Source organism: Thioalkalivibrio sp. ALE23 (assembly GCF_000378545.1).
In the GTDB taxonomy this organism is placed as follows: Bacteria; Pseudomonadota; Gammaproteobacteria; order Ectothiorhodospirales; family Ectothiorhodospiraceae; genus Thioalkalivibrio.
The window spans coordinates 103,570-125,618 of record NZ_KB900032.1 but is presented as its reverse complement, the minus strand read 5'-3'; the positions used below and the strand labels follow the sequence as shown (position 1 = coordinate 125,618).

Annotated in this window: 17 protein-coding genes; 13 read left to right on the top strand and 4 right to left on the bottom strand. The window is 68.2% G+C overall.

The genetic code is table 11. The features are described 5' to 3' along the window. Positions 1-3 precede the first annotated feature (3 nt). Positions 4-699: a 4Fe-4S dicluster domain-containing protein gene (locus F573_RS0104300; protein ID WP_018869064.1), complete on the bottom strand. Its 696-nt coding sequence runs from the start codon at positions 697-699 to the stop codon at positions 4-6. 73 nt (positions 700-772) lie between these two features. Next, positions 773-3,682, bottom strand: a complete 2,910-nt coding sequence (locus F573_RS0104295) for a molybdopterin oxidoreductase family protein (RefSeq protein ID WP_019021577.1) — start codon at positions 3,680-3,682, stop codon at positions 773-775. Between the two features lie 223 nt (positions 3,683-3,905). On the opposite strand from F573_RS0104295, the gene moaA reads away from it, so the two are divergent. Continuing rightward, a complete protein-coding gene (gene moaA / locus F573_RS0104290; protein WP_019021576.1) occupies positions 3,906-4,895 on the top strand; it encodes a GTP 3',8-cyclase MoaA in 990 nt (329 codons plus the stop codon). 1 nt (position 4,896) lies between these two features. Here the strand turns inward: moaA and F573_RS0104285 are convergent, their stop codons facing one another. Further along, entirely contained in the window at positions 4,897-6,264 is a 1,368-nt protein-coding gene (locus F573_RS0104285) for an NAD-dependent succinate-semialdehyde dehydrogenase (protein ID WP_019021575.1), read from the bottom strand. A gap of 116 nt (positions 6,265-6,380) precedes the next feature. On the opposite strand from F573_RS0104285, the gene F573_RS0104280 reads away from it, so the two are divergent. The 12 genes from F573_RS0104280 to F573_RS0104225 all read left to right on the top strand — a co-directional run bounded on the left by F573_RS0104280 (position 6,381) and on the right by F573_RS0104225 (position 19,941). Then, positions 6,381-7,334 (top strand): complex I NDUFA9 subunit family protein, encoded by a 954-nt coding sequence (locus F573_RS0104280; protein ID WP_019021574.1) that lies wholly within the window; start codon positions 6,381-6,383, stop codon positions 7,332-7,334. A 16-nt stretch (positions 7,335-7,350) separates the two neighbouring features. Further along, complete coding sequence (locus F573_RS0104275) at positions 7,351-8,574, top strand: multifunctional CCA addition/repair protein (protein ID WP_019021573.1); 1,224 nt, start codon at positions 7,351-7,353, stop codon at positions 8,572-8,574. 73 nt (positions 8,575-8,647) lie between these two features. Further along, positions 8,648-9,304 (top strand): protein-L-isoaspartate O-methyltransferase, encoded by a 657-nt coding sequence (locus tag F573_RS0104270; protein ID WP_019021572.1) that lies wholly within the window; start codon positions 8,648-8,650, stop codon positions 9,302-9,304. A 94-nt stretch (positions 9,305-9,398) separates the two neighbouring features. Next, positions 9,399-10,733, top strand: coding sequence for a TolC family outer membrane protein (locus tag F573_RS0104265; RefSeq protein WP_019021571.1), 1,335 nt, complete (start codon positions 9,399-9,401; stop codon positions 10,731-10,733). Further along, positions 10,733-11,314 carry an isochorismatase family protein gene (locus tag F573_RS0104260; RefSeq protein ID WP_019021570.1) on the top strand — a complete coding sequence of 194 codons (582 nt, stop codon included), beginning with the start codon at positions 10,733-10,735 and terminating at the stop codon, positions 11,312-11,314. The genes F573_RS0104265 and F573_RS0104260 overlap by 1 nt, the downstream gene beginning before the upstream one ends. 1 nt (position 11,315) lies before the next feature. Next, complete coding sequence (locus tag F573_RS15205; protein WP_018936963.1) at positions 11,316-11,462, top strand: hypothetical protein; 147 nt, start codon at positions 11,316-11,318, stop codon at positions 11,460-11,462. A gap of 15 nt (positions 11,463-11,477) precedes the next feature. Continuing rightward, complete coding sequence (locus F573_RS0104250; RefSeq protein ID WP_019021569.1) at positions 11,478-12,329, top strand: hypothetical protein; 852 nt, start codon at positions 11,478-11,480, stop codon at positions 12,327-12,329. Beyond that, on the top strand, positions 12,329-13,399 hold the full coding sequence (locus F573_RS0104245) for a homoserine O-succinyltransferase (RefSeq protein WP_019021568.1): 1,071 nt from the start codon (positions 12,329-12,331) through the stop codon (positions 13,397-13,399). The genes F573_RS0104250 and F573_RS0104245 overlap by 1 nt, the downstream gene beginning before the upstream one ends. 161 nt (positions 13,400-13,560) lie before the next feature. After that, a complete protein-coding gene (locus F573_RS0104240) occupies positions 13,561-14,895 on the top strand; it encodes an MFS transporter (RefSeq protein ID WP_019021567.1) in 1,335 nt (444 codons plus the stop codon). Between the two features lie 2 nt (positions 14,896-14,897). Beyond that, the gene (locus tag F573_RS0104235; protein WP_019021566.1) at positions 14,898-16,829 is read left to right on the top strand and encodes an ATP-binding cassette domain-containing protein; all 1,932 of its coding nucleotides are present in this window, start codon (positions 14,898-14,900) and stop codon (positions 16,827-16,829) included. 212 nt (positions 16,830-17,041) lie between these two features. Then, positions 17,042-19,057 carry a methyl-accepting chemotaxis protein gene (locus tag F573_RS0104230; RefSeq protein ID WP_019021565.1) on the top strand — a complete coding sequence of 672 codons (2,016 nt, stop codon included), beginning with the start codon at positions 17,042-17,044 and terminating at the stop codon, positions 19,055-19,057. 113 nt (positions 19,058-19,170) lie between these two features. Continuing rightward, positions 19,171-19,941 (top strand): rhomboid family intramembrane serine protease, encoded by a 771-nt coding sequence (locus F573_RS0104225; protein WP_019021564.1) that lies wholly within the window; start codon positions 19,171-19,173, stop codon positions 19,939-19,941. Here the strand turns inward: F573_RS0104225 and F573_RS0104220 are convergent. Next, positions 19,938-22,040: a TonB-dependent receptor gene (locus tag F573_RS0104220; RefSeq protein ID WP_231384387.1), complete on the bottom strand. Its 2,103-nt coding sequence runs from the start codon at positions 22,038-22,040 to the stop codon at positions 19,938-19,940. The genes F573_RS0104225 and F573_RS0104220 overlap by 4 nt on opposite strands. Positions 22,041-22,049 lie beyond the last annotated feature (9 nt).

Sequence of the window (22,049 nt, the reverse complement as noted above, 5' to 3'; positions counted from 1 at the left end):
GCCTTAGCGCGCCACCATCTTGTTGACCCAGTCCTTCACCGAGCTGATCAGCGTATTGGCACGCACGTCGTCGGTGGGGATGGGGCGGGTGACTCGCGGCGGCAGATACGTATTGACCGGCTTGTAGCCCAGCTCGGGCATCTGCTTCACCCCGCCGCGTTCGCGCACCAGACGGCTCACCTCGGATTCTTCGTCGTCGAAGTCACCGAAGAAGCGCGCATGCGCAGGGCAGGTGATCACGCAGGCCGGCTGGCGCTCTTCCGGCGGCAGGGCCTCGTCGTAGATGCGGTCCACGCACAGGGTGCACTTCTTCATCACGCCGTCTTCGCGGTCCAGCTCGCGGGCACCGTAGGGGCAGGCCCAGGCGCAGTAGTTGCAGCCCATGCACTTGTCCTGGTCGACCAGCACGATGCCGTCTTCCGGGCGCTTGTAGGAGGCGCCGGTCGGACAGACGTTCACGCAGTCGGCATGCTCGCAGTGCATGCAGGACATGGGGATGTTGACGGTCTTGTTGTTGGGGTAGTCCCCGACCTCGTAGTGGCGGATGCGGTTGAACCACACGCCGCTGGGGTCTTCGCCGTAGGGCTGATAGTCGGTCAGCGGCCCGGTGGTGCCGCTGGTATTCCACTGCTTGCAGGCTACCGCGCAGGCATGGCAGCCCACGCAGGTATCCATGTCGATCACGAGTCCAAGACGCATGGTTGGTACTCCCTCAAATCGTTCGTGCGGGCGAACCCCGTGACGGCGCCGGGCCGCCACGGGGCGGGCCGGCTCAGTTCTTGTCGTCGTCCAGCGAACCGCGGGTCAGCACGTCGCGGATGTCGCGGTTCAGGTGCACGGGCTTGTGCGCGTGGTAGCGCAGCTGGTCCGGCGATTCGGACATGCCCGGCGTGGCCTTGACCTTGTCGAACTGCGGCCAGGAGCCCTGCTCCTCCGGCTCGGCCGGCGTGATCCTGACCTTCAGGTCGTACCACGCGGCCTGGCCTGTGACAGGGTCGGAGTTGGTGATGTCGTCCACCGGGTCGCCCTTCTCCGGCAGCAGCTCGCTGATGAGGTGATTCATCAGGAAGCCCTTCTGCGACTCGTTGGCGTCGTCCTTCAGACCCCAGGCGCCCTTCTGCTTGCCGATCGCGTTCCAGGTCCAGACAGTGTTGGGTTCGCAACCCTCGATCAGCTTCACCTGCACGCGGATCTTGCCGTTGTGCGACTCCAGCCACACCCAGGACATGTCGGCGATGCCCATGGACTCGGCCTTCTGGCGGTTCATGTACAGGTAGTTCTGGGCGCAGATCTGACGCAGCCAGGCGTTCTGCGAATCCCAGGAGTGGTACATGAACATCGGGCGCTGGTTGACCGCGTAGAACGGGTACTCGTCCTCGTCGATCCGGGTCTGCTCCAGCGGCTTGTGCCAGATCGGCAGCGGATCGAAGAACTCGGCCAGACGATCCTTGTGCTCCTGCTTGGTCGGCTGCGGGCCGTCATACAGGCCCTGGCCGGCCAGCTTGAAGCGCTGCTGGGTCTCGGAGTAGAGCTCGATGGTGATCGGGTCGGTCTTGCCCACCCAGCCGGCGTGCTTCGCCAGCTCCAGGTACTCCTGGTTGGCGTAGCGGTAGAACTGCTGGCTCTCCGGCAGGTGATACATGAAGAACCCCTGGTTCTCGATGTACGCCTCCCACTGCTTCGGATTCGGCTCACCGCGCAGGTGGCTCTGACCGTCCTTGCCGCGAAAGCCCGACAGGAAGCCGATGCCCGGCTCCTTCTCGAAGTTGACGATGAAGTCCTTGTAGTCCTCGAACTTGCGGCTGCCGTCGTCCTTCGTGAATGCCGGGAACTTCAGGCGGCTGGCCAGCTCGACCATCACCTCCTGCCACGGACGCACGTCGCGATCCGGTTCCAGGATCGGGTGGCGGATGGAGTCCGCCGCCGCGGCCGGCTCGGAGATCGGGCGGTCGAGCATGGAGATGGTGTCGTAGCGCTCCAGATAGGTGGTATCCGGCAGCACCAGATCGGCAAAGCTGACCATCTCGGAGTTGAACGCGTCCGAGACCACGAGATACGGGATCTTGTACTCGCCGTTCTCGTCCTTGGCCCGCAGCATGTCCATCACTTCATCGGTGTTCATCGTGGAGTTCCACGACATGTTCGCCATGAAGAAGATGAGCGTGTCGATCGGGTACGGGTCGCCCTTGACCGCGTTGGTCACGACCATGTGCATCATGCCGTGGTTGGAGATCGGCGCATCCCAGGAGAAGGCCTTGTCGATGCGCAGCGGGTTGCCGTCGTCATCGATCACCAGGTCTTCCGGCGCGGTCGGGAACCCCAGCGGCGGGCTCTTCAGCGGGGTGTTCGGCGCGCATTCCTTCGCCGGCTTGATGCCCGGCGGGACGTGCTTGGGATACGGCGGCTTGGCCAGGTGACCGCCGGGGCAGTCCACCGAACCCAGCATGATCTGCAGGAAGTGGATCGCGCGGCAGGTCTGGAAGCCGTTGGAGTGCGCCGAGATGCCGCGCATCGCGTGCATGGACACCGGACGCCCGACGACCTTGTCGTGCTTGCGGCCCCAGGAGTCGGTCCACTCGACGTCCAGCTCGATGGTCTCCTTGAACGCGACGTGGGCCATCTCCAGCGCCAGGCGCTCGGTCTGCTCGGCCGGCACGCCGGTGATCTCGGCGGTGTTCTCCGGAGAGTACTCGTCATCCAGATAACGCTCGGCCAGCAGGGTCATCACGGTCTTGACCGGGCGGCCGTCCGGGGCGGTGTACTCGCCGAACAGCGCCGGCTTGATGTCCACCTGGCTGCCGTCGACGAAGTCTTCCTTCTCCAGCTCCCAGACCAGCGGGTTGTCGTTGTCGTCGCGCAGGATCAGGCCGTCGCCCTGCTGCCCCGGGGTATGCACCACCAGCTGGGTGGCATTGGTGTAGCGCACCAGGAAGTCCCAGTCGAACTGGCTGTTCTTCAGCAGCACGTGCAGCATCGACAGCGCGAACAGGCCGTCGGTGCCGGGCTTGATGCCCACCCATTCGTCGGCGATCGCCTGATAGCCGGTGCGCACCGGGTTGATGGCCACGAACTTGCCGCCGTTGCGCTTGAGCTTCTCCAGCCCGATCTTGATCGGGTTGGAGGCATGGTCCTCGGCCACGCCCCACAGCATGTGGTACTTGGTGCGGTCCCAGTCGGGGTCGCCGAATTCCCAGAAGGCAAAGCCCGTGGTGTACAGGCCGCCGGCGGCCATGTTCACCGAACAGAAGCCGCCGTGGGCCGCCCAGTTGTAGGTGCCGAACTGGGTCGCCCACAGGCCGGTCAGGGCCTGCATCTGGTCACGGCCGGTAAAGAACGCCAGCTTGCGCGGATCGGTCTCGCGGATCTTCTTCAGGCGCTCGGACAGGGTGTCGATGGCCTCGTCCCAGGAGATCGGCTCGAACTCGCCGGCGCCGCGCTCGGTGCCCGGCTTGCGGCGCATCGGCTGATGCAGGCGGGCCGGGGACTGCTGCTTCATGATCCCGGCGTTGCCCTTGGCACAGAGCACGCCCTTGTTGATCGGATGATGCCGGTTCCCCTGGATGTAGCGGACCTTGTTGTCCTCCACGGTGACCTTGATGCCACAGCGACAGGCACACATGTAACAGGTGGTGTACTTGATCTCCTGCTTGCCGTGATCTTCGAATTCGGGCAGGGCACTCATGGGCGCGACCTCGTTGACTGTCGGTTCAGTTGTCCACGGCGTATTGTGGACCCCGCCGGAAGGCTTGGCCAACGAGAAGTACTTATGCTCGGATAACCCATATTAATCCCAGAAAGAATTTATTTATTCTCGTGCCGGAACTGGGCATTTTCCGCGCGACCCGCCGCATGGGCTACGATGTTCCCTCGCAAACATAACGCCTCGCCCGAGGCCGGGGGCCTGGATGAACGACCGCGGACTGGTGGATCCCTTTGGCCGGAAGATCGAATACGTGCGCGTATCGGTCACCGACCGCTGCGACCTGCGCTGCTTTTACTGCATGCCGGAGGGCTTTCGCGATTTCGAAGTGCCCGAGCACTGGCTGACCTTCGACGAGATCGAGCGGGTGATGGCGGCCTTCGGGCGCCTCGGCACCCGGCGGGTGCGCCTGACCGGCGGCGAGCCGCTGGTGCGTCACGAACTCCCGGACCTGGCCGCACGCCTGAACGCCCTGCCGGGGATCGACGACATCTCGCTGTCGACCAATGCGGTGCGCCTGGCGAAGCACGCCGACGCGCTGGCCGCGGGCGGGGTCGGGCGCATCAACGTCAGCCTGGATACCCTGCGCCCGGAGGTCTTCAAGGACGTGACCGGCGGCAAGCTGGAGAAGGTGCTGGACGGGCTGATGGCGGCGAAGCGCGCCGGGCTCGATCCGATCAAGATCAACATGGTGGTGATGGGCGGCATCAACGATACGGAGGTCGGCGACATGGTCGACTTCTGCATCGAGCACGGCTTCACCCTGCGCTTCATCGAGACCATGCCGGTGGGCGACACCGGGCGCGCGGCGAACGAAGGCCACTACGTGAACCTGCAGGACGTGCGCCGCGACCTGGAGCAGCGTTTCGAGCTGATCCCCGGGGTGATGCCCGGCGGCGGCCCGGCGCGCTATGTACAGGTGGCGGGCACGGACATCCGGATCGGCTTCATCACCCCGATCTCCCAGCATTTCTGCGACACCTGCAACCGCGTGCGGCTGTCGGTGGACGGCACCATCCACACCTGCCTGGGCAACGAGCACAGCCTGGCGCTGCGTCCGCGGCTGCGCGACGGCTGCAGCGATGCCGAGCTGGAAGAGGCGATCCTCGAGGCGATTGCGCTAAAACCCGAGCGCCACGAATTCAACGAGCGCCCGGAGAAGGTCATGCGCTTCATGTCCATGACCGGCGGCTGACTCAGGCCACCCAGACCGTCTTCGCATTCACGAACTCGCGGATCCCCAGATCCGCGAGTTCGCGCCCGTAGCCGGAATCCTTTACCCCGCCGAAAGGCAGACGCGGGTCGCTTTTCACCACCGCGTTCACGAACGCACAGCCGCATTCCAGCTGCCGCGCCAGCGCCTCGCCGCGAGCGCCGTCGGCGGTCCACACCGACCCGCCAAGACCAAAGCGCGAGCGGTTGGCCAGCTCCACCGCCGCCGCGGCATCCGCGGCCCGCGTGATCGCGGCGACCGGCCCGAAGGTCTCCTCGTCGAACGCCGCCATCCCCGGCTCGACGTGGTCCAGCACGGTCGGCGCATAGTAGAAGCCTTCGCCCTCCAGCGGCTGACCGCCGGTGCGGCACACCGCGCCGGCCGCGACACTGCGCTGCACCTGGTCGTGCAGTTCGTCGCGCAGATCGCCGCGCGCCAGCGGGCCCAGATCCGTCCCGTCTTCCATCGGATCACCCGTGCGCAGGTCCGCCACCGCCCGGCTCAGACGCTCCGCAAAGGCCTCGGCGATCGATTCCTCGACGATGAACCGCTTGGCCGCGATGCAGGTCTCGCCGTTGTTCTGGAACCGCCCGCGCAGGGCCTCGCGCACCACGGTGTCCAGGTCCGCATCATGCAGGACGATGAAGGCGTCCGAACCGCCCAGCTCCAGCACCGAGGTCTTCAGGGCCTTGCCCGCGGCCGCACCCACTGCACGCCCGGCGCGCTCCGAACCCGTCAGGCTCACGCCCTGCACCCGCGGATCGGCGATCAGATCCTCGACCGCATCGGAGCCCACCGCCAGGTTGCGGAAGACCCCGTCGGGGAACCCGGCCGCGCGGAACACCTCCTCCAGCGCCTGCGCGCAGCCGGGCACATTGGAGGCATGCTTGAGCAGCACGGTGTTGCCGGCCAGGGTCGCCGGAATGGCCTGGCGGAAGGCCTGCCAGTAGGGAAAATTCCACGGCATGACCAGCAGCACGGTGCCGAGCGGCTGCCAGGCCACGTACGAGCGGGCCGCCTCGGTGGCCACCGGGACGTCCAGCAGGAAGCCCGGCCCGTGCTCGGCGTAGTATTCGCAGGCCACCGCGCATTTCTCCACCTCGGCCAGCGCCTCGACCCGCCGCTTGCCCATCTCGCGGGTCGCGGTCACCGCCAGCTCCTCCCGGCGCCCGCGCAGGACCGCGGCCAGCTCGCGCAGCAGGGCGGCCCGTTCGTGCACCGGCTGCAGGGCCCAGGCCGCGCGGGCGTCCACCGCGCCCTGCAGCGCGGCCTCCACGCCGGCGGCATCCAACCGCGGGTAACTCGCCAGCACCGTGCCGGTGGCCGGATTGACGGCAGTCAGTTCAGTCATCTTCGGGCCTCTCTCTCGGGACTCGCCGGGCCAGCGCCCGCCCGGGTGGATTGATCACGCGCCCACAGCCGAGTATAAGACGCACACATCCGTATTCGGTAAGGGCCTTCGCAATCATGTCGACTCTCTCGATTCGCAACGTCTGCCTGCTGGGCGGAACGGGCTTCGTCGGGCACCACATCGTGGCGCGGCTGATCGACCGTGGACTGAATGTACGCGTGGTGACGCGCCACCCGCACCGTCACCGCGAGCTCATGGTGAACCCCGAGGTCGACCTGATCGCCGGCAACGTCCACGACCCGGAGGATCTCGACCGGGTCCTGCGCGACCAGGATGCCGTGATCAACCTGGTCGGGATCCTCAACGAGCGCGGCCACGACGGCTCCGGCTTCCGCCGCGCTCACACCGAGCTGACGGAAAAGGCCCTGGCCGCCGCCGAGCGCCAGGGCGTGCGCCGCTTTCTGCAGATGAGCGCGCTGAAGGCCGACATGCCGGACCCGCCCAGCCACTACCTGCGGACCAAGAGCGAGGCCGAACAGGCCGTGTTCGCGGCCACGGCCTTCCCGGTCACGGTGTTCCGCCCGTCGGTAATCTTCGGCCCGGAGGACAGCTTCCTCAACCGCTTCGCCACCCTGCTGCGCTTCTCCCCGATGATGCCGCTGGCCCGCGCCGAAGCACGCTTCGCCCCGGTGTTCGTGGGCGACGTGGCCGACCACTTCGCCGCGGCCCTGAACGATCCGGGGACTTTCGGTCAGGGGTTCGAACTGTGCGGCCCGCGGGAATACGGCCTGGGCGAACTGGTGCGCTACGTCGGCCGGGTCTCCGGCCACCGGCGCCCGGTCCTCGGCCTGCCGGACTGGGCGGGCCGCCTGCAGGCGAACGTCCTGGAGTACGTGCCGGGCAAGCCGCTGTCGCGCGACAACCTCGCCTCGCTGTCGATCGACAGCGTATGCGCCGGACAGACCCTGCACTGCCCCACACGGCTGGAGAGCATTGCGCCCACCTATCTGGGCAAGGGCGGCCGCGAGGCGCGCATGCAGCAGCTGCGCACCAGCTACGAGCGCGACTGAGGCGCCCGCGTCCGGGATGCACATCTATCTGGTCGGTGGCGCGGTCCGCGACCGGCTCCTGGGCCGCCCGGTCAGTGAACGCGATTACGTAGTGGTGGGCGCCACGCCCGAGGCCATGGAAGCGGCCGGCTATCGTGCCGTGGGGCGCGACTTTCCGGTGTTCCTCCATCCGCGGACGCAGGAGGAATACGCCCTCGCCCGCACCGAGCGCAAGACCGCGCGCGGCTACCACGGCTTCCAGTTCAACGCCGCCCCCGATGTCCCGCTGGAACAGGACCTGGAACGGCGCGACCTCACCATCAACGCCATGGCCGAGGACGACGGCGGCGAGCTGATCGACCCGTTCGGCGGCCGCGATGACCTGGAAAACCGCATCCTGCGGCATGTCTCCCCGGCCTTCGCCGAAGACCCGGTACGCCTGCTGCGTCTGGCACGCTTCGCCGCCCAGCTGGCCCCCTGGGGGTTCGAGATCGCCGACGAGACCCGCGCCCTGCTGCGCGAGCTGGTCGCCTCGGGGGAAGTTGACGCCCTGGTACCGGAACGCGTCTGGGCCGAGTTCGAAAAGGCCCTGGCCAGCCCCGCTCCGCGCCGGTTCATCGAGGTGCTGCGCGAATGCGGGGCGCTGGAGGTACTGCTGCCGGAACTGGAACGGCTGTTCGGCGTACCCCAGCCAGCGAAATACCATCCCGAGATCGACACCGGCGTACACACCCTGATGGTGCTGGACCAGGCCACGCGCCTGAGCGACGCGCCCGAGGTCCGCTTCGCCGCGCTGACTCATGATCTGGGCAAGGCGGATACCCAGGAGGACATCCTGCCCGCGCACCACGGGCACGAGGAACGCAGCGTCACCCACATCAAGGCGCTCGCCGAACGCCTGCGCATTCCCCGGCGCTACCGCGACCTCGCGATCCGGGTGGCGCGCCATCACGGCCTCGCGCATCGCCTGTTCGAACTGCGCCCGAAGACCGTGATGAAACTGATCGAGGGCCTGGATGCCCTGCGCCGCCCGGAAAACGTCGAGCCCTTCCTGCTGGCGGTCGAGGCCGACTTCCGCGGGCGCACCGGCTGGGAGGAGCGCCCCTACCCCCAGGCCGACGCTCTGCGCCGCGCCGTGGAGGCCGCCGCGGCCGTCAGCCCGCAACCCCTGATCGAGGCCGGCCACCAGGGCCCGCAGCTGGGCGAGGCTCTGCGCCACGAGCGCATCCGCGCAATCGCCGACGCGCTGGCCAAAGACTGAAACCGGCACCACTTGCCTGCAACGCGCAGCGGCCGTACTCTTCACGGTTCGTTGCCGCACAGAGGATCCCGCAATGGATTTCGCCAAGGCCCGGATGAACATGGTGGAACAGCAGGTACGTCCCTGGGACGTGCTGGACATGCGCGTGCTGGGGGTGATGGAGACGCTGCCGCGCGAGCGCTTCATGCCCGAGCCCTACCAGGCCCTGGCCTACGCCGACACGGAGATCCCCCTGGGCCACGGCGAGGAGACCCTGCCGCCGCGCGTCATCGGACGCATGCTGCAGGCGGTCGCCCCGCAGCCCACCGACACCGTGCTGGAGATCGGCACCGGTTCCGGCTATGCCACCGCCTGCCTCGCGAGCCTGGCTGCGCATGTAGACAGCGTGGATCGCCATGACGACCTGCGTCTGGCCGCGCGCAACCGCCTGCACGACCTGGGGCTCACCAATGCCGCCCCGCGCACCGGAACGGTGACCCCGGGCTGGCGCCCCCCGCGCGAACGCTACGACGTCATCGCGCTTAACGGGGCGATGACCGAATACGACGATTTCCTCGAACAATTCCTCGCCCTGGGCGGCCGCCTGTTCGTGATCACCGGGGAACCGCCGATCATGGAAGCGCGCCTGATCACCCGCACCACCGAGGACAACACCCGGCACGAGGACCTTTTCGAAACCCGCGTGCCGCCGCTGGCCGGGTTCGAGCCGCGTCCGGCCTTCGAGTTCTAGATCCCGCGAAACCCGCGGATCCACCGGGCCCGCCCGCCTTCGGCGGCGGGCTTTGCTAGTATCGAGAACTTCGCCAGCCCGGAATCGAATCGCCATGAAACGACTGCATCCCCTGATCGCCGCCGCCGGTCTCGCCCTGTTCACGGCCGCCCCCGCCCAGGGCGCGAGCCTGATGGAAGTCTACGAACAGGCCGCGCAAGAAGACGCCGAACTGCAGATCGCCGAGGCGGAATACCGCAGTGCCCTGCAGAATCGCCCGGCCGCCCGCTCCGGTCTCCTGCCCCAGCTGCGCGGCGAGATCGAAGGCGGTGCGTTCTACAACGACCCGGACGGACGCGACAGCACCGATGGGCGGCAGAGCCGTTTTGCGCTGTTGCTGGACCAGAGCATCTACGACCGGCGTAACTACGTGGAACTGAGCCAGGCCGACCTGGAGATCGCCCGGGCCGAGGCGGAACGCGATGCCGCGCGCCAGGACCTGATGCTGCGGGTGTCCGAAGCCTATTTTGACGTGCTCGTGGCCCAGGAAGGCCTGGAATTCAGCGTCGCCGAACTGGAGGCCATCGAGCGCCAGCTGGAGCAGACCGAACGCCGCTTCGACGTCGGCCTGATCGCCAGCACCGACGTAAAGGAAGCCCGCGCCCAGCGCGACCTGGCCGAGGCCCAGCGCATCGGCGCCGAAAACGAACTGGACGTGGCCCGCGAACAGCTGGCATTGATCACCAACCGCTACTGGGACGAACTCGATACCCTGGCCCCCGATGCCGAACTCCAGCTGCCGCAGCCGCGGGATGCCGAGGCGTGGGTGCAGCGTGCCCTGGAGAACAACCTGGAGCTGGCCGCGCAGCGCCTCGCCACCGAGACCGCGCGCGAGCAGATCGACCGCCAGCGGGCCGAAGGTCTTCCTCGTCTCGGCCTCAACGCCTCAGTCAGCGAAAACCGCTTTCATTCGGTGGACGAACCAGCCATGCCTCCCGGCCAGAGCTCCCAGTTCAACGACTCCACCGAAGCTCAGATCGGCATCCGTCTGGAGATCCCGCTGTACACCGGCGGCCGGGTCACGGCGATGACCCGTCAGGCGCGCGAGGACTTCCAGGCCGCGCAGCAGGGGCAGACGCAGGTCGAGCGCATGACCCGGCGCGACACCCGCAACGCCTATCTCGCCTCGGTGGCCGCCGAATCCCGCGTGCGCGCACTGAACCGGGCACTGGAATCGACCCAGGCCGCGTTCGAGGCGGCCGAGGCCGGCTTCGAGGTCGGCACCCGCACCCAGGTGGACGTCCTGCTGGCCCTGCGCGAAGTATTCGGCGCCGAGCGCGACTTCGCCGAGGCGCGTTACGAGTTCCTCGCCAACACCCTGCGCCTGGAACGCGCGGCGGGTCAGCTGGCCGAGGAAGACCTCGAATCCATCGACGCCATGCTGGAGTGATGAACGGGGCTGCGCGAGCTCGCTGCGAGCGCTCCGAACGCTCGCCGCTGCTGCTGGTCGACCTGCAGGAGCGGCTGATGGCGGCGATGCCGGAAACCGATCGTGAACGCACCGTGCGCAACGCCGGGCGGCTGGTGGAAGCCGCGCGCCAGCTGGGTATTCCGGTGGAGGTGTCGCGCCAGTATCCGCAGGGGCTGGGCGACACCGTTGAACCACTGCGCTCCGCGCTCGAGGATCTCGGCGATCTGGCCACCGTGACCGACAAGACCGCCTTCTCCTGCTGCGGCGAGGCGGCCCTGGAGCAGCGCCTGGCGGGTTGCCACAGCGTGGTCATCGGCGGTGCCGAGACCCACGTGTGCGTGACCCAGACCGCGCTGGACCTGCTGGATGCCGGGGTCACGGTGTTCGTGGCGGCCGATGCGGTGTGCTCGCGCAACCCCGAGCTGCGCGGCAACGGCCTCGAGCGCCTGCGCGCGGCGGGGGCGATCATCACCAATCACGAATCGGTGCTGTTCGAATGGCTGGGCGATGCCCGCGCCGCGGAGTTCAAGTCGGTCAGCCAGCTGCTGCGCGAGGTCTGAGATGCGCGTTGTCGGCAACATCCTGCTGGGGATCTGGCTCGTGCTGTACGGCCTGCGCGGCCTGCTCGGGCTGCAGTTCCAGTACGATCACTACGTCATGAGCGCCCTGGCGCTGGCTGCCGGTGTGCTCTTCATCCTGCGTCGCTAGAGGGACCCCGATCGCATGCGCCTGACCCCGGACGAGTACCGCGAACTGGACGGCCGCCGCATCACCCTGCTGGGGATGTCCGGTGTCGGCAAGACGCGGCTGGCCAACATACTGCGCCACGAGGAATGGTTCCATTACTCCGGCGACTACCGCATCGGTACGCGCTACCTGAACGAGCCGATCCTGGACAACATCAAGTCCCAGGCGATGCAGGTGCCGTTCCTGCGCGAGCTTCTGCGTTCGGATTCCATCCAGATCATCAATAACATCACATTCAACAACCTGCACCCGGTCTCCAGCTTCCTGGGCAAGCTGGGGAATCCGGAACAGGGCGGGCTGCCACTGACCGAGTTCAAGCGCCGTCAGGCCCTCCACCACGAGGCCGAGGTGCAGGCGATGCTGGATGTCCCGGACTTCATCCAGAAGGCGCGCACCCTGTTCGGCTACCCGCATTTCGTCAACGACGCGGGGGGGTCGGTGTGCGAGCTGGACACCCCGGGCGTACTGGAGACTCTGGCCGAACACACGATCATCCTGTATATCCAGGCCACCGACGAGGACGAGCGCGAACTGATCGAACGCGCCGAGTCCAACCCCAAGCCGCTGTACTACCGCGAGGCCTTCCTCGACCAGCAGCTGGCCGAATACATGCGCATCGAGGAGCTGGACTACGTCGCCCAGATCGACCCCGATGCCTTCGTGCGCTGGGTGTTCTCGCGCCTGTTCCGCGCGCGCCTGCCGCGTTACGAACAGATCGCCGAGACCTGGGGCTACACCGTCAGCACCACCGAGGTGGCCCGGGTGCGTAATGCCGCCGACTTCGACGAGCTGGTCTGCATGGCCCTGGAACGCGAGAGGCGACTGTAATGCCCCTGGTTGCACACTCCGAACTCCCTACCTTCGAACGCCTGCGCAGCGAGGGCGAATCGGTCCTGCCGAACGATTTCGCCCGCCAGCAGGAGATTCGCGCGCTGCACATCGGGCTGCTGAACATGATGCCGGATGCCGCGCTGGCGGCCACCGAGCGCCAGTTCTTTCGCCTGATCGGCGAGAGCAACCAGATCGCGCAGTTCTACATCCATCCGTTCACGCTGCCGCAGCTCAAGCGCGGCCGGAAGGGGCGCGAGCACGTCGAGAACTACTACGAGGACTTCGACAAGCTCAAGGAAGAAGGCCTGGATGCGCTGATCATCACCGGGGCGAACGTGACCCAGCCGGATCTGGCCCTGGAGCCGTTCTGGGAGCCGCTGGCCGAGGTGGTGGACTGGGCCTGGGAGAACGTGACCTCCACGCTGTGCTCCTGTCTCGCGACCCATGCGGTGCTGCAGTCGCATTACGACGAACACCGCCAGCACATGGGCGAGAAACTGTGGGGCGTATTCCCGCACCGGGTGGTGGACCGCGGGCACCCGCTGGTCACCGGGGTTAACACCCGTTTCGACGTGCCGCACTCGCGTTACAACAAGGTCACCCGCGAGCAGTTCGAACGTCACGGCCTGCGCGTGCTGGTGGAAAGCGAGGAAGCCGGCATCCATCTGGGCGCCTCGCCGGACGGTTTCCGCATGGTCTTCTTCCAGGGCCATCCGGAGTACGACTCGATCAGCCTGCTCAAGGAATACAAGCGCGAAGTGGTGCGCTACATCGAGGGCGACCGCAAGGCCTACCCGCCGCTGCCGGAGAACTACCTGATGCCGCAGGCGGCCGCCATCCTCGATGAACACCGCGAGCACGTGGAGGCGGCGCTGGAGCACTGCACCGAGATCCCGGCCCTGCCCGAGGCGCTGCTGCTGGACCGCCTGGACAACACCTGGCACGACACCGCGCTGGCGGTCATCAACAACTGGCTGGGCAACGTGTACCAGCTGACCAACCTCGACCGCCGCAAGCCCTTCCGCGACAGCGTCGACCCCGACGACCCGCTGGCCGGGCGGCGGTAGAACGTTACGCCGGAACCCGACCCCGGTCATTGCGAGGCGCCGCAGGCGCCGTGGCAATCTTTTCTGCGGAGGCACCCGAGCCGAACGCCCTGTCGGTGTCCGGAGATTGTCACGGCGCCCTCGGCGCCCCGCAATGACGGGCGACACAACGGAAGGACTGCATGACCGAGACCGATCGCGACAAACGCCGACGCCCCCTCGTCAGCCTGTACGAGACCATCGCCGGCGACGAGGATGCCCGTGCCTGCAAGGACATCCCCGAGGGGGCGTGCAACGCGCAGCCACGCAATTTTTTCGTCCACCTGGTCGCCAATACCCTGTCCAAGATCGGCGACGAACTGGCCTCCGCGCGCCTGGTCCTCGCCTGGCTGCTGAGCGCGCTGGGGGCCCCGGCCGCGTTCGCCGGTTTCCTGGTCCCCATCCGTGAATCGGGCTCGCTGCTGCCGCAGCTGTTCGTGGCCGCCTCGATCCGCCGCCGCGCCATCCGCAAGGGGTTCTGGGTGCTGGGCAGCGCGCTGTCCGGGTTTGCGGTCGCGGGCATGGCCATCACCGCCCTGACCCTGGAGGGGGCCGCCGCGGGCTGGGCCATCATCGCCCTGCTGATCGTGTTTGCGCTGTCCCGCGGCATCAACTCGGTGGCGTCCAAGGACGTGCTGGGCAAGACCATCGCCAAGCAGCGCCGCGGCACGGTAATGGGCTACGCCGCCTCGGCCGCCGGCTTCTTCACCCTGGCCCTGGGCGGGTACCTGACGCTGGCCAGCCTGGACGATGCCGGTGTCGGCCTGTTCGTGGCCCTGCTGGCGGCCTCGGCCGGCGCGTGGTGGATCGCGGCGGCGGTGTTCGCCCGCCTGCACGAGGATCCGGGCGCTACCGAAGGGGGCGTCAACGGATTCGGCGAGGCCCTGCGCTCGCTGCGCCTGCTGTGGAGCGACCGCGCCTTCGGCCACTTCGTGCTGACCCGCGCACTGCTGATGAGCACCGCGCTGGCGCTGCCGTTCTACGTGCTGCTGGCCGAGGATGCGACCGAGGGGGCACTGGCAACCCTGGGCCTGCTGATCCTCGCCAGCGGGCTCGCGTCCGCGCTCAGCGCGCCGGTGTGGGGCCGGATGTCCGACCGTTCCTCGCGCGGGGTGCTGGTGCTGTCCGGCGGACTGGCCACGCTGCTGGGCTTCGTCGTCGCCCTGGGCAGCTGGTTCGCCCCGGCCGAAGCCGCCCTGCTGGACATGGGCTGGGTGCACGCGGTGCTGTTCTTCCTGCTGGGCATCAGCCACGCCGGCGTGCGGCTGGGGCGCAAGACCTATCTGGTCGACATGGCCACGCAGGAGACCCGCGCGGCCTTCACCGCGGTCAGCAACACGGTCATCGGCGTGCTGCTGCTGGTCGGGGGCCTGTTCGGCCTGGTGGCCCAGCTGGCCGGCACCGAATTCGCCATCTTCGTACTGGCGCTGATGAGTCTGGCCGGGGCCCTGAGCGCCTGGCGCATGAAGGAGGTCTGAACATGGCCCTGATCACCCTGCGCGACATCCACCTGGCCTATGGCATGGCCTCGCTGCTGGACGGCGCCGGGCTGAGCCTGGAGCCCGGCGAGCGGGTGGCGATCGCCGGGCGCAATGGCGAGGGCAAGTCGACCCTGCTGCGCATCCTCGCCGGCGAGGTGGAGCCGGATGCCGGCGACATCACCCGCCGCGACGGGCTGACCGTCGCGTGGCTGACCCAGGAGCTGCCGCCGGGCATCGAGGGGAGCGTGTTCGACGTGGTCGCCGAAGGCCTGGGCGAGTCCGGGCGGCTGCTGGAACGCTTTCATCACCTGAGCCAGGCGGCGGCCGGTGGCGACCCCGAGGCGCTGGAAAAGATGGGGCCGGTGCAGGCGCAGCTGGACGCGATCGACGGCTGGAGCCTGCAGAACCGGGTGGAGACCACCCTGTCGCGGCTGGAGCTGGACCCGGAGGCGGAGTTCGCCACCCTGTCCGGCGGGCTCCGGCGCCGGGTGTGGCTGGCCCGCGAACTGGTGCGCGATCCCGACATCCTGCTGCTGGACGAGCCCACCAACCACCTGGACGTGGCCGCGATCCGCTGGCTGGAGGGCTTTCTGACCGGAAGCCGCATGACCGTGGTGTTCATCAGCCACGACCGCCAGTTCATGGAGAACGTGGCCACCCGCATCCTCGAGCTGGACCGGGGCCAGCTGTACGAACACCCGCCGTCCATCGCCGCGTTCCGCGAGCGTCAGGCCGAGCGGCTGGAGGTCGAAGCCCGCCAGCAGGCGGAATTCGACCGCAAGCTGGCACAGGAGGAGGCCTGGATCCGCCAGGGGATCAAGGCCCGGCGTACGCGCAACGAGGGCCGCGTGCGCGCATTGCAGCAGCTGCGTCAGAAACGCGCGGAACGCCGCGAACGCGCGGGGCAGGTGCGCATGCAGCTGAGCCCCGAACAGCGCTCCGGCAAGCGGGTGATCGAGGCCGAACACGCCAGTTTCGGGCACTCCGGCAAGCCGGTGCTGCGCGACGTGAACCTGCTGCTCCAGCGCGGCGACACCCTGGGCGTGATCGGCCCCAACGGCGCCGGCAAGACCACCCTGCTGCGCAGCCTGCTGGGCGATCTGCCGCCGCTGGCCGGCACCGTCAAGCTGGGCACCCAGCTGACCATCGCCTATTTCGACCAGACCCGCGCCCACCTGGACGAACAGACCACGGTGCAGGATGCCGTGGGCGAGGGCCGCGAGCAGGTAACGGTCAACGGCGAGACGCGGCACGTGCTGAGCTATCTGGGCGATTTCCTGTTCCCGCCGGCGCGCGCCCGCCAGCCCGTCTCCGCGCTGTCCGGCGGCGAACGCAACCGCCTGCTGCTGGCAAAGCTGTTCCTGCGTCCGGCCAACCTGCTGGTGCTCGACGAACCCACCAACGACCTCGACGTGGAGACCCTGGAGCTGCTGGAGTCGCTGCTGATCGAATACAAGGGCAGCGCCATCGTGGTCACCCACGACCGCGCATTTCTCGACAACGTGGCCACCAGCACCCTGGTGGTCCCCGGCGATGGCAGCATCGAGGAGTTCGTCGGCGGCTGGTCGGATCTGCCCGAGCGCGTGACCCGGCGCCTGATCGAGGGGGACCCGGCGCCGGACTCCGGGGCCGCCGCGGACGCGGCATCCCGGGCCACAACCCGGACCGCCCCGGCGCCGGAGCCCGCCGTCGCGGCCTCGGCCTCGGGCTCGGGCTCGGGCAAGCTCTCCTACAAGGATGCCCGCGAACTGGAGGCCCTGCCGGGCCGCATCGAGGCGCTGGAGACGGAGCAGGACTCGATCAACCAGGCCCTCTGCGACCCCGAAACTCAGCGGGACGGCGAGCGCGTGCGCGAACTGCAGGCGCGCCTGGCCGAAGTGGAACAGGAGCTGGAAGAAGCCTACCAGCGCTGGGAAGAACTGGAATCCTGAAGCTCTCGCCCGCGTCTCTCCTCTCCGAGCGCCGGGCCGAGTCATCCGCTGCCCGGCCCCGGCAACCGATGCCCGCCAACAAAACACTCAACTCCGGGGCATCTTTGCCGTAACAGCAGGAGAAACGACACGACCCGCGGGTCACCCTTTCCGTGTACGCCCGTACGCGGTGGTAGCAAGCGCCCGCAGAGGCGCCGGCGGAGGAGCAACTCATGCTGGACAAGTTTTCGATCCGCGGACTGCTGACGGCCGGTTTCGGTCTGGTGGTCCTGATCCTCGTCATCAATTCGGTCATGGCCCTGCATGCGCTGCAGACCGGCGCCCGGGACGTACAGAACCTGACCGGAGAAGATTACCCGGCCGTCGCCCGGGTCAACGAAGTCCAGCAGCGACTGCAGGAAAGCGCGGCCTTCCTGGGCTTCTACCTGATGAGCGACGAGCAGGGCCACCATGACGCCTGGCTGGAATCCATGGACGCCCTGCAGGCCGCGGCACGGGAGCTCAACAACGACCCGGTGGTGGCGGCCGACCGCGACATGGCCCGCTCGGCCGAAGCGGTCCGTGAACACGTCGACCGCTTCCACGGCCACGTCGACCGTCTGACCGAACTGGCCACCGACGACGCCGCCAACATGCCCGCGCTGGACATCGCCAACCAGCGGGCCAATCCCGCCACCCGCGCCATGGCGCAGCAGGCGTCCACGATGATCGACGCCGAGACCAACCTGCCGGAGTTCCAGCGTTCCCTGGAACGTCTGCAGCAGTTCCATAACCTGCGCATGAGCGCACTGCAGGTCACCTCGAACCTGCGCGGCTTTCTCGCCTTCCGCGACGACGCCTTCGTCCAGAACGTGAATCTCTATCTCGGCCAGCTGGAAAGCATCGTGGAGGATCTCGAAGGGCAATCCGCCACCCTGGACTTCGAACAGGAAATCGCGCTGGAAGATTTCGCCGGATCACTGGAAACCCTGCGGGGTGCGCTGGACGACATCTTCGAGGTCCACGGCTCGCCCGAGGCATTCCAGGATGCCGACATGATCCGCACCGAAATCGGCCCGCTGCTGATGGAAGCCCGCGGGGAACTGGATGGGCTCAGCGAGGCCATCACCCGGCGTGCGGAGACCCGGGCCGGTGAACTGACCACCACCATGCGCAACACCCAGGTGGCGCAGATGGTGCTGGCCATCGCGGGCATCATCCTCGGACTGGCCGGCGCGGCCACCATCATCATCACCATCCGCCGGGCCATGAACCGCTCGTCCACCGCGCTGGAGGAGATCGCCGACGGCGACGGCGACCTGACCCGCCGGCTGGAAGAGCACGGACTGAAGGAGACTGCCGCGCTGGGGCGCGCCTTCAACCGCTTCACCGACAAGATCGCCAGTGCCGTGGGCAAGGCCCGTGGCAGCACCGAGACCCTGCGTCAGGCCACCGACAACCTGAACCAGGAGGCCTACGGGGCGCGCGAGGCGGTTTCGCGCCAGCGCGACGAGACCGAACGCGTGGCCACCGCCATCAACGAGCTGCAGAGCAGCGCCGAGGAGATCGCCCGCAACACCGACGCCACCTCGCAGTCGGGCCAGGAGGCCGGTAACGCCGTACACCAGGGCATGGAGGTGATGGAACGCAACGTGGCCTCGATGTCCTCCCTGCTGGGCACGGTGGAACAGGCCGCCGACACGGTCTCGAACCTGGGCGAGGATTCCCGCCAGATCGGCACCATCCTCGAGGTGATCCGAGGAGTGGCCGAGCAAACCAACCTGCTGGCGCTGAACGCCGCGATCGAGGCGGCCCGCGCCGGCGAACATGGCCGCGGCTTCGCGGTGGTCGCCGACGAGGTGCGCAAGCTCGCCACCCGCACCCAGGAGTCCACCGACGAGATCGAGGGCATGATCTCGCGGCTGCAGAGCGCCACCAACAACGCGGTCTCGGTGATGAAGAAGGGCCAGGAAGAGGCGGAGACCACCATGGAACACACCGCCGAAGTGAACGGCGCGCTGCAGCAGATCCGCCAGTCGGTGGACACCATCTCCGAGATGACGGATCAGATCGCCGTCGCGGCGCGCGAGCAGACCACGGTGGTCGAGGACATCAACCGCACCATCGTGCAGATCTCCGACGGCGCCGACCAGTCCGCCGAGACCGCCGACCGCGTCAGCGCGGCCTCCGACGAGCTCAAGCAGGTGGAAAGCGAGATCCAGCGCGCCCTGGCGCAGTTCCGCCTCTGAACGCCGGCCCCGGGGGTAGCCGGGTCCGCCGCCGGGGCTGCCCGCGCGGACCCGAAACCGCTGCCCCGGGCGGTGCATTGTTCCCCGTCACGCCCCCGTGGCAGTCTTGTTCGATGCTGAACCTGCGACGCCCGGCACCCCCGACGGACCCCGCGGCCGATCGCGAACGCTTCCGGCGCGCGCTGCTGTGGCCCTTTGTCGGGGTGATGGCCCTGGTCCTGATCCACGCCCTGCAGGAGGTGCTGGGCGCGGATTTCTCGCGTCTGGGCATCCTGCCGCGCGACGGCGTCGGCGCGCTGGGGATCTTCACCTCGCCCCTGATCCACGGATCCTGGGGGCACCTGATGGCCAACGCCCCCACCCTCTGGGTGCTGGGCATCCTCACGCTCTACGGCTTCCCGCAGGCCACGCGCACCGCGGTCCCGCTGATCTGGATCATGGGCGGGCTGGGGGTCTGGCTGTTCGCCCGCGAGGGCCTGCACATCGGCGCCAGCGGCCTGACCCATGGCCTGATGTTCTTTGCTGTGGTCATCGGCATCCGCCGCCGCGATGCGCTGTCCATCGCCCTGACGATCATCGTGCTGTTCCTCTACGGCAGCATGATGTGGGGTGTGTTTCCGACCGCACCGAGGGTCTCGTTCGAGGCACATCTGTTCGGCGCGACCGTGGGCGCGGTCTGCGGCTGGTTCCTGTACCGCCGCGATCCCTTCCCGGTGGCGCACCGCTACGACTGGGAAGAAGACCCCGACGACCCCACCGATGCCGAGACCCTGCGCAAGATCGAGCAGGGTCGCCTCGACGAGATCGAACCGCCCCGACACCGCGACGAGCATGGCCCCGGCGGACCCGATGGCCCCGACGATCCGCCCGACCGCCGGGGTTAATCCCCGAAGGTCACCCGCAGACCCGCGCGCAGGGTCAGGCCCGGAGCGGGTTCGTAGTAGCGCCGGTTGCCGTCATTGATGCGGATATTGTCGATGTTGTCGGCATCCAGCAGATTGTTCGCGCCAACGAAGGTCTCGATGTTCGCGGCGTTGCGCGTCCACTCACGCCCGGCGCGCAGGTTGACCGTGGTCTGCGAGCCGACGCGCTCGTCGTTGGCGTCATCGGCGTAGCGCGCCCCGGCGTGCAGGGCATCCACGGTGACGAACCAGGGACCGTCGCGCCAGTCGGCCTCCAGGAACAGCTGTTCGCGTGGCAGCCCGGGCAGACGGTTGCCATCCTGGCGCTCGCCCTCGCTGTCGACAAAATCACGATAGCGAAAGTCGTTCAGGGTCAGCGCCCCGCTGAAACTCCATTGCGGCGTCGCCTGCCAGTCCAGCGCCAGTTCCAGCCCGTCGCGCGCGGTGCGCCCGGCGTTGGTGTAGAAGGTACGCCCGGCCTGGTTCGGCTCCTCGAACGGGGCGATCTCGTCGCGCACCCGGGTGCTCCAGAGCACCGCCTCCCAGCCGAGGGCATCGCCTTCCCCACGCCAGCCCAGCTCCAGGCTGCGCGCCTTCTGCGGCTCGAGGTCCGGGTTGAAGCCGCCTCCGCCCCCGGGATTGGCGAATTCGGTGAAGGTCGGGGTCTCGAAATTGGTGGCCACGTTCACCCACGCCCGCTGCCCCGGGCGGAAATGCCACACCAGCCCCGCCATCAGGCTCTCCTCGCGATAGGTCCGGCTGTCGGAACGGTCCGGCTCGTCGATCTCCTCGGACTCGGCGAAGTCATCGTCGATGCGGAAACGGATTCGATCGTGACGCGCCCCCAGCACCAGGTTCCAGTCCTCGCCCAGCAGGGTGTCGGTATGCAGGAAGGCGCCGCGGGTGCGGGCGCGTTCGGTCTGTTCCAGGGCAAGATTGGTGACGGGATCATTCGGGTCCGCGGAACAGCCGGGAGCCTGGTCATCTTCCTCGGGATCACGGTCGAACAGCTGTCCGGCGGAACAGCGTCGCGTCCGCTCGTCGCGTTGTTCCTCCAGATCCACGCCCGCCAGCCAGCGCGTCGGCCCGAGATCGCCTTCCAGCTGGGCATTCAGCCCGTAGAAGTCGCGCTCGTATGCCACCCGGCTCGACCCCGGGAACGGCAGCTGCTGGGCGTAGTCGCGCTGCGTCCAGAATCCGCCGACGCGCAGATCCAGCTCACCCACCGGCTGTTCCCAGCGCAGCCCGGCGGTCAGCTGTTCGGCCTCCTGGGTCGCATCCAGCGACTCGGCGAACGGCGCCGCCTGGCGCCGGTCCGAACGCATCTCGTCACGGGTCAGCCCGCCCGGGTCGTCGGTGCGCGGGGCGTCCAGGTAGCGCAGGTGGGCACGCAGCGTGCCCGCGCCCAGTTCGCTTGCCGTATGCAGGCGCAGATAGCGCTTTTCCGCCCGCGACTGGTCGCGGTAGCCATCCATGCGGAAATCATGCGCGGTCAGCGAGTAGCGGTGCCCGCCGAGATCCGCCTCGCTGGTCGCCTCCAGCCGACGAAACCCGTGCGAGCCTGCCAGCGCCCCGCCCCCATGCCCGCGCGGCTCGCTGCCGTCCCGGGTGCGAACCGAGATCACCCCGCCGGAGGCATTGCCGTACAGCGCCGCGCTGGGCCCGCGCAGCACCTCGATGTCGCGGATGTTCAGCAGGTCGATCGCATCCACCTGCGACTGCCCGTCCGGCGTGGTCTCGGGGATCCCGTCCTGCAGGATGCGCAGCCCGCGCACGCCGAACGGCGCCCGCGAGCCGAAGCCGCGGATGGAGATCCGCACGTCCTGAGCGAAGTTGTGGCGGTTCTGCGCATACAGCCCGGGCACCCGGTTGAGGGCCTCGTCCAGCTGCAGCCCCTGACGCGCCTCGGTGGCCTGACGCCCGTCCACCCGGCTGACCGATGCCGGCAGCTCCGCCAGCGGTGTCGTCAACCGCGGCGCCGACACCTCCACCGGATCCAGCACCACGGGCTCGTCCGCCAGCCCTGCCAGGGGCAGGAGCACGGACAACGTCCCCGCGACACGCAAAAGACAGCTCGACATGACCCCCTC

Bases quoted from the DNA above. Each gene is read 5' to 3' on its own strand.
- F573_RS0104280 (WP_019021574.1), top strand. From the start codon at position 6,381: ATGTCGACTCTCTCGATTCGCAACGTCTGCCTGCTGGGCGGAACGGGC.
- F573_RS0104220 (WP_231384387.1), bottom strand. From the start codon at position 22,040: ATGTCGAGCTGTCTTTTGCGTGTCGCGGGGACGTTGTCCGTGCTCCTG.
- F573_RS0104230 (WP_019021565.1), top strand. From the start codon at position 17,042: ATGCTGGACAAGTTTTCGATCCGCGGACTGCTGACGGCCGGTTTCGGT.
- F573_RS0104270 (WP_019021572.1), top strand. From the start codon at position 8,648: ATGGATTTCGCCAAGGCCCGGATGAACATGGTGGAACAGCAGGTACGT.
- F573_RS0104295 (WP_019021577.1), bottom strand. From the start codon at position 3,682: ATGAGTGCCCTGCCCGAATTCGAAGATCACGGCAAGCAGGAGATCAAG.
- F573_RS0104245 (WP_019021568.1), top strand. From the start codon at position 12,329: ATGCCCCTGGTTGCACACTCCGAACTCCCTACCTTCGAACGCCTGCGC.
- moaA (WP_019021576.1), top strand. From the start codon at position 3,906: ATGAACGACCGCGGACTGGTGGATCCCTTTGGCCGGAAGATCGAATAC.
- F573_RS0104240 (WP_019021567.1), top strand. From the start codon at position 13,561: ATGACCGAGACCGATCGCGACAAACGCCGACGCCCCCTCGTCAGCCTG.
- F573_RS0104260 (WP_019021570.1), top strand. From the start codon at position 10,733: ATGAACGGGGCTGCGCGAGCTCGCTGCGAGCGCTCCGAACGCTCGCCG.
- F573_RS0104300 (WP_018869064.1), bottom strand. From the start codon at position 699: ATGCGTCTTGGACTCGTGATCGACATGGATACCTGCGTGGGCTGCCAT.
- F573_RS0104235 (WP_019021566.1), top strand. From the start codon at position 14,898: ATGGCCCTGATCACCCTGCGCGACATCCACCTGGCCTATGGCATGGCC.
- F573_RS0104225 (WP_019021564.1), top strand. From the start codon at position 19,171: ATGCTGAACCTGCGACGCCCGGCACCCCCGACGGACCCCGCGGCCGAT.
- F573_RS0104265 (WP_019021571.1), top strand. From the start codon at position 9,399: ATGAAACGACTGCATCCCCTGATCGCCGCCGCCGGTCTCGCCCTGTTC.
- F573_RS0104250 (WP_019021569.1), top strand. From the start codon at position 11,478: ATGCGCCTGACCCCGGACGAGTACCGCGAACTGGACGGCCGCCGCATC.
- F573_RS0104285 (WP_019021575.1), bottom strand. From the start codon at position 6,264: ATGACTGAACTGACTGCCGTCAATCCGGCCACCGGCACGGTGCTGGCG.
- F573_RS15205 (WP_018936963.1), top strand. From the start codon at position 11,316: ATGCGCGTTGTCGGCAACATCCTGCTGGGGATCTGGCTCGTGCTGTAC.
- F573_RS0104275 (WP_019021573.1), top strand. From the start codon at position 7,351: ATGCACATCTATCTGGTCGGTGGCGCGGTCCGCGACCGGCTCCTGGGC.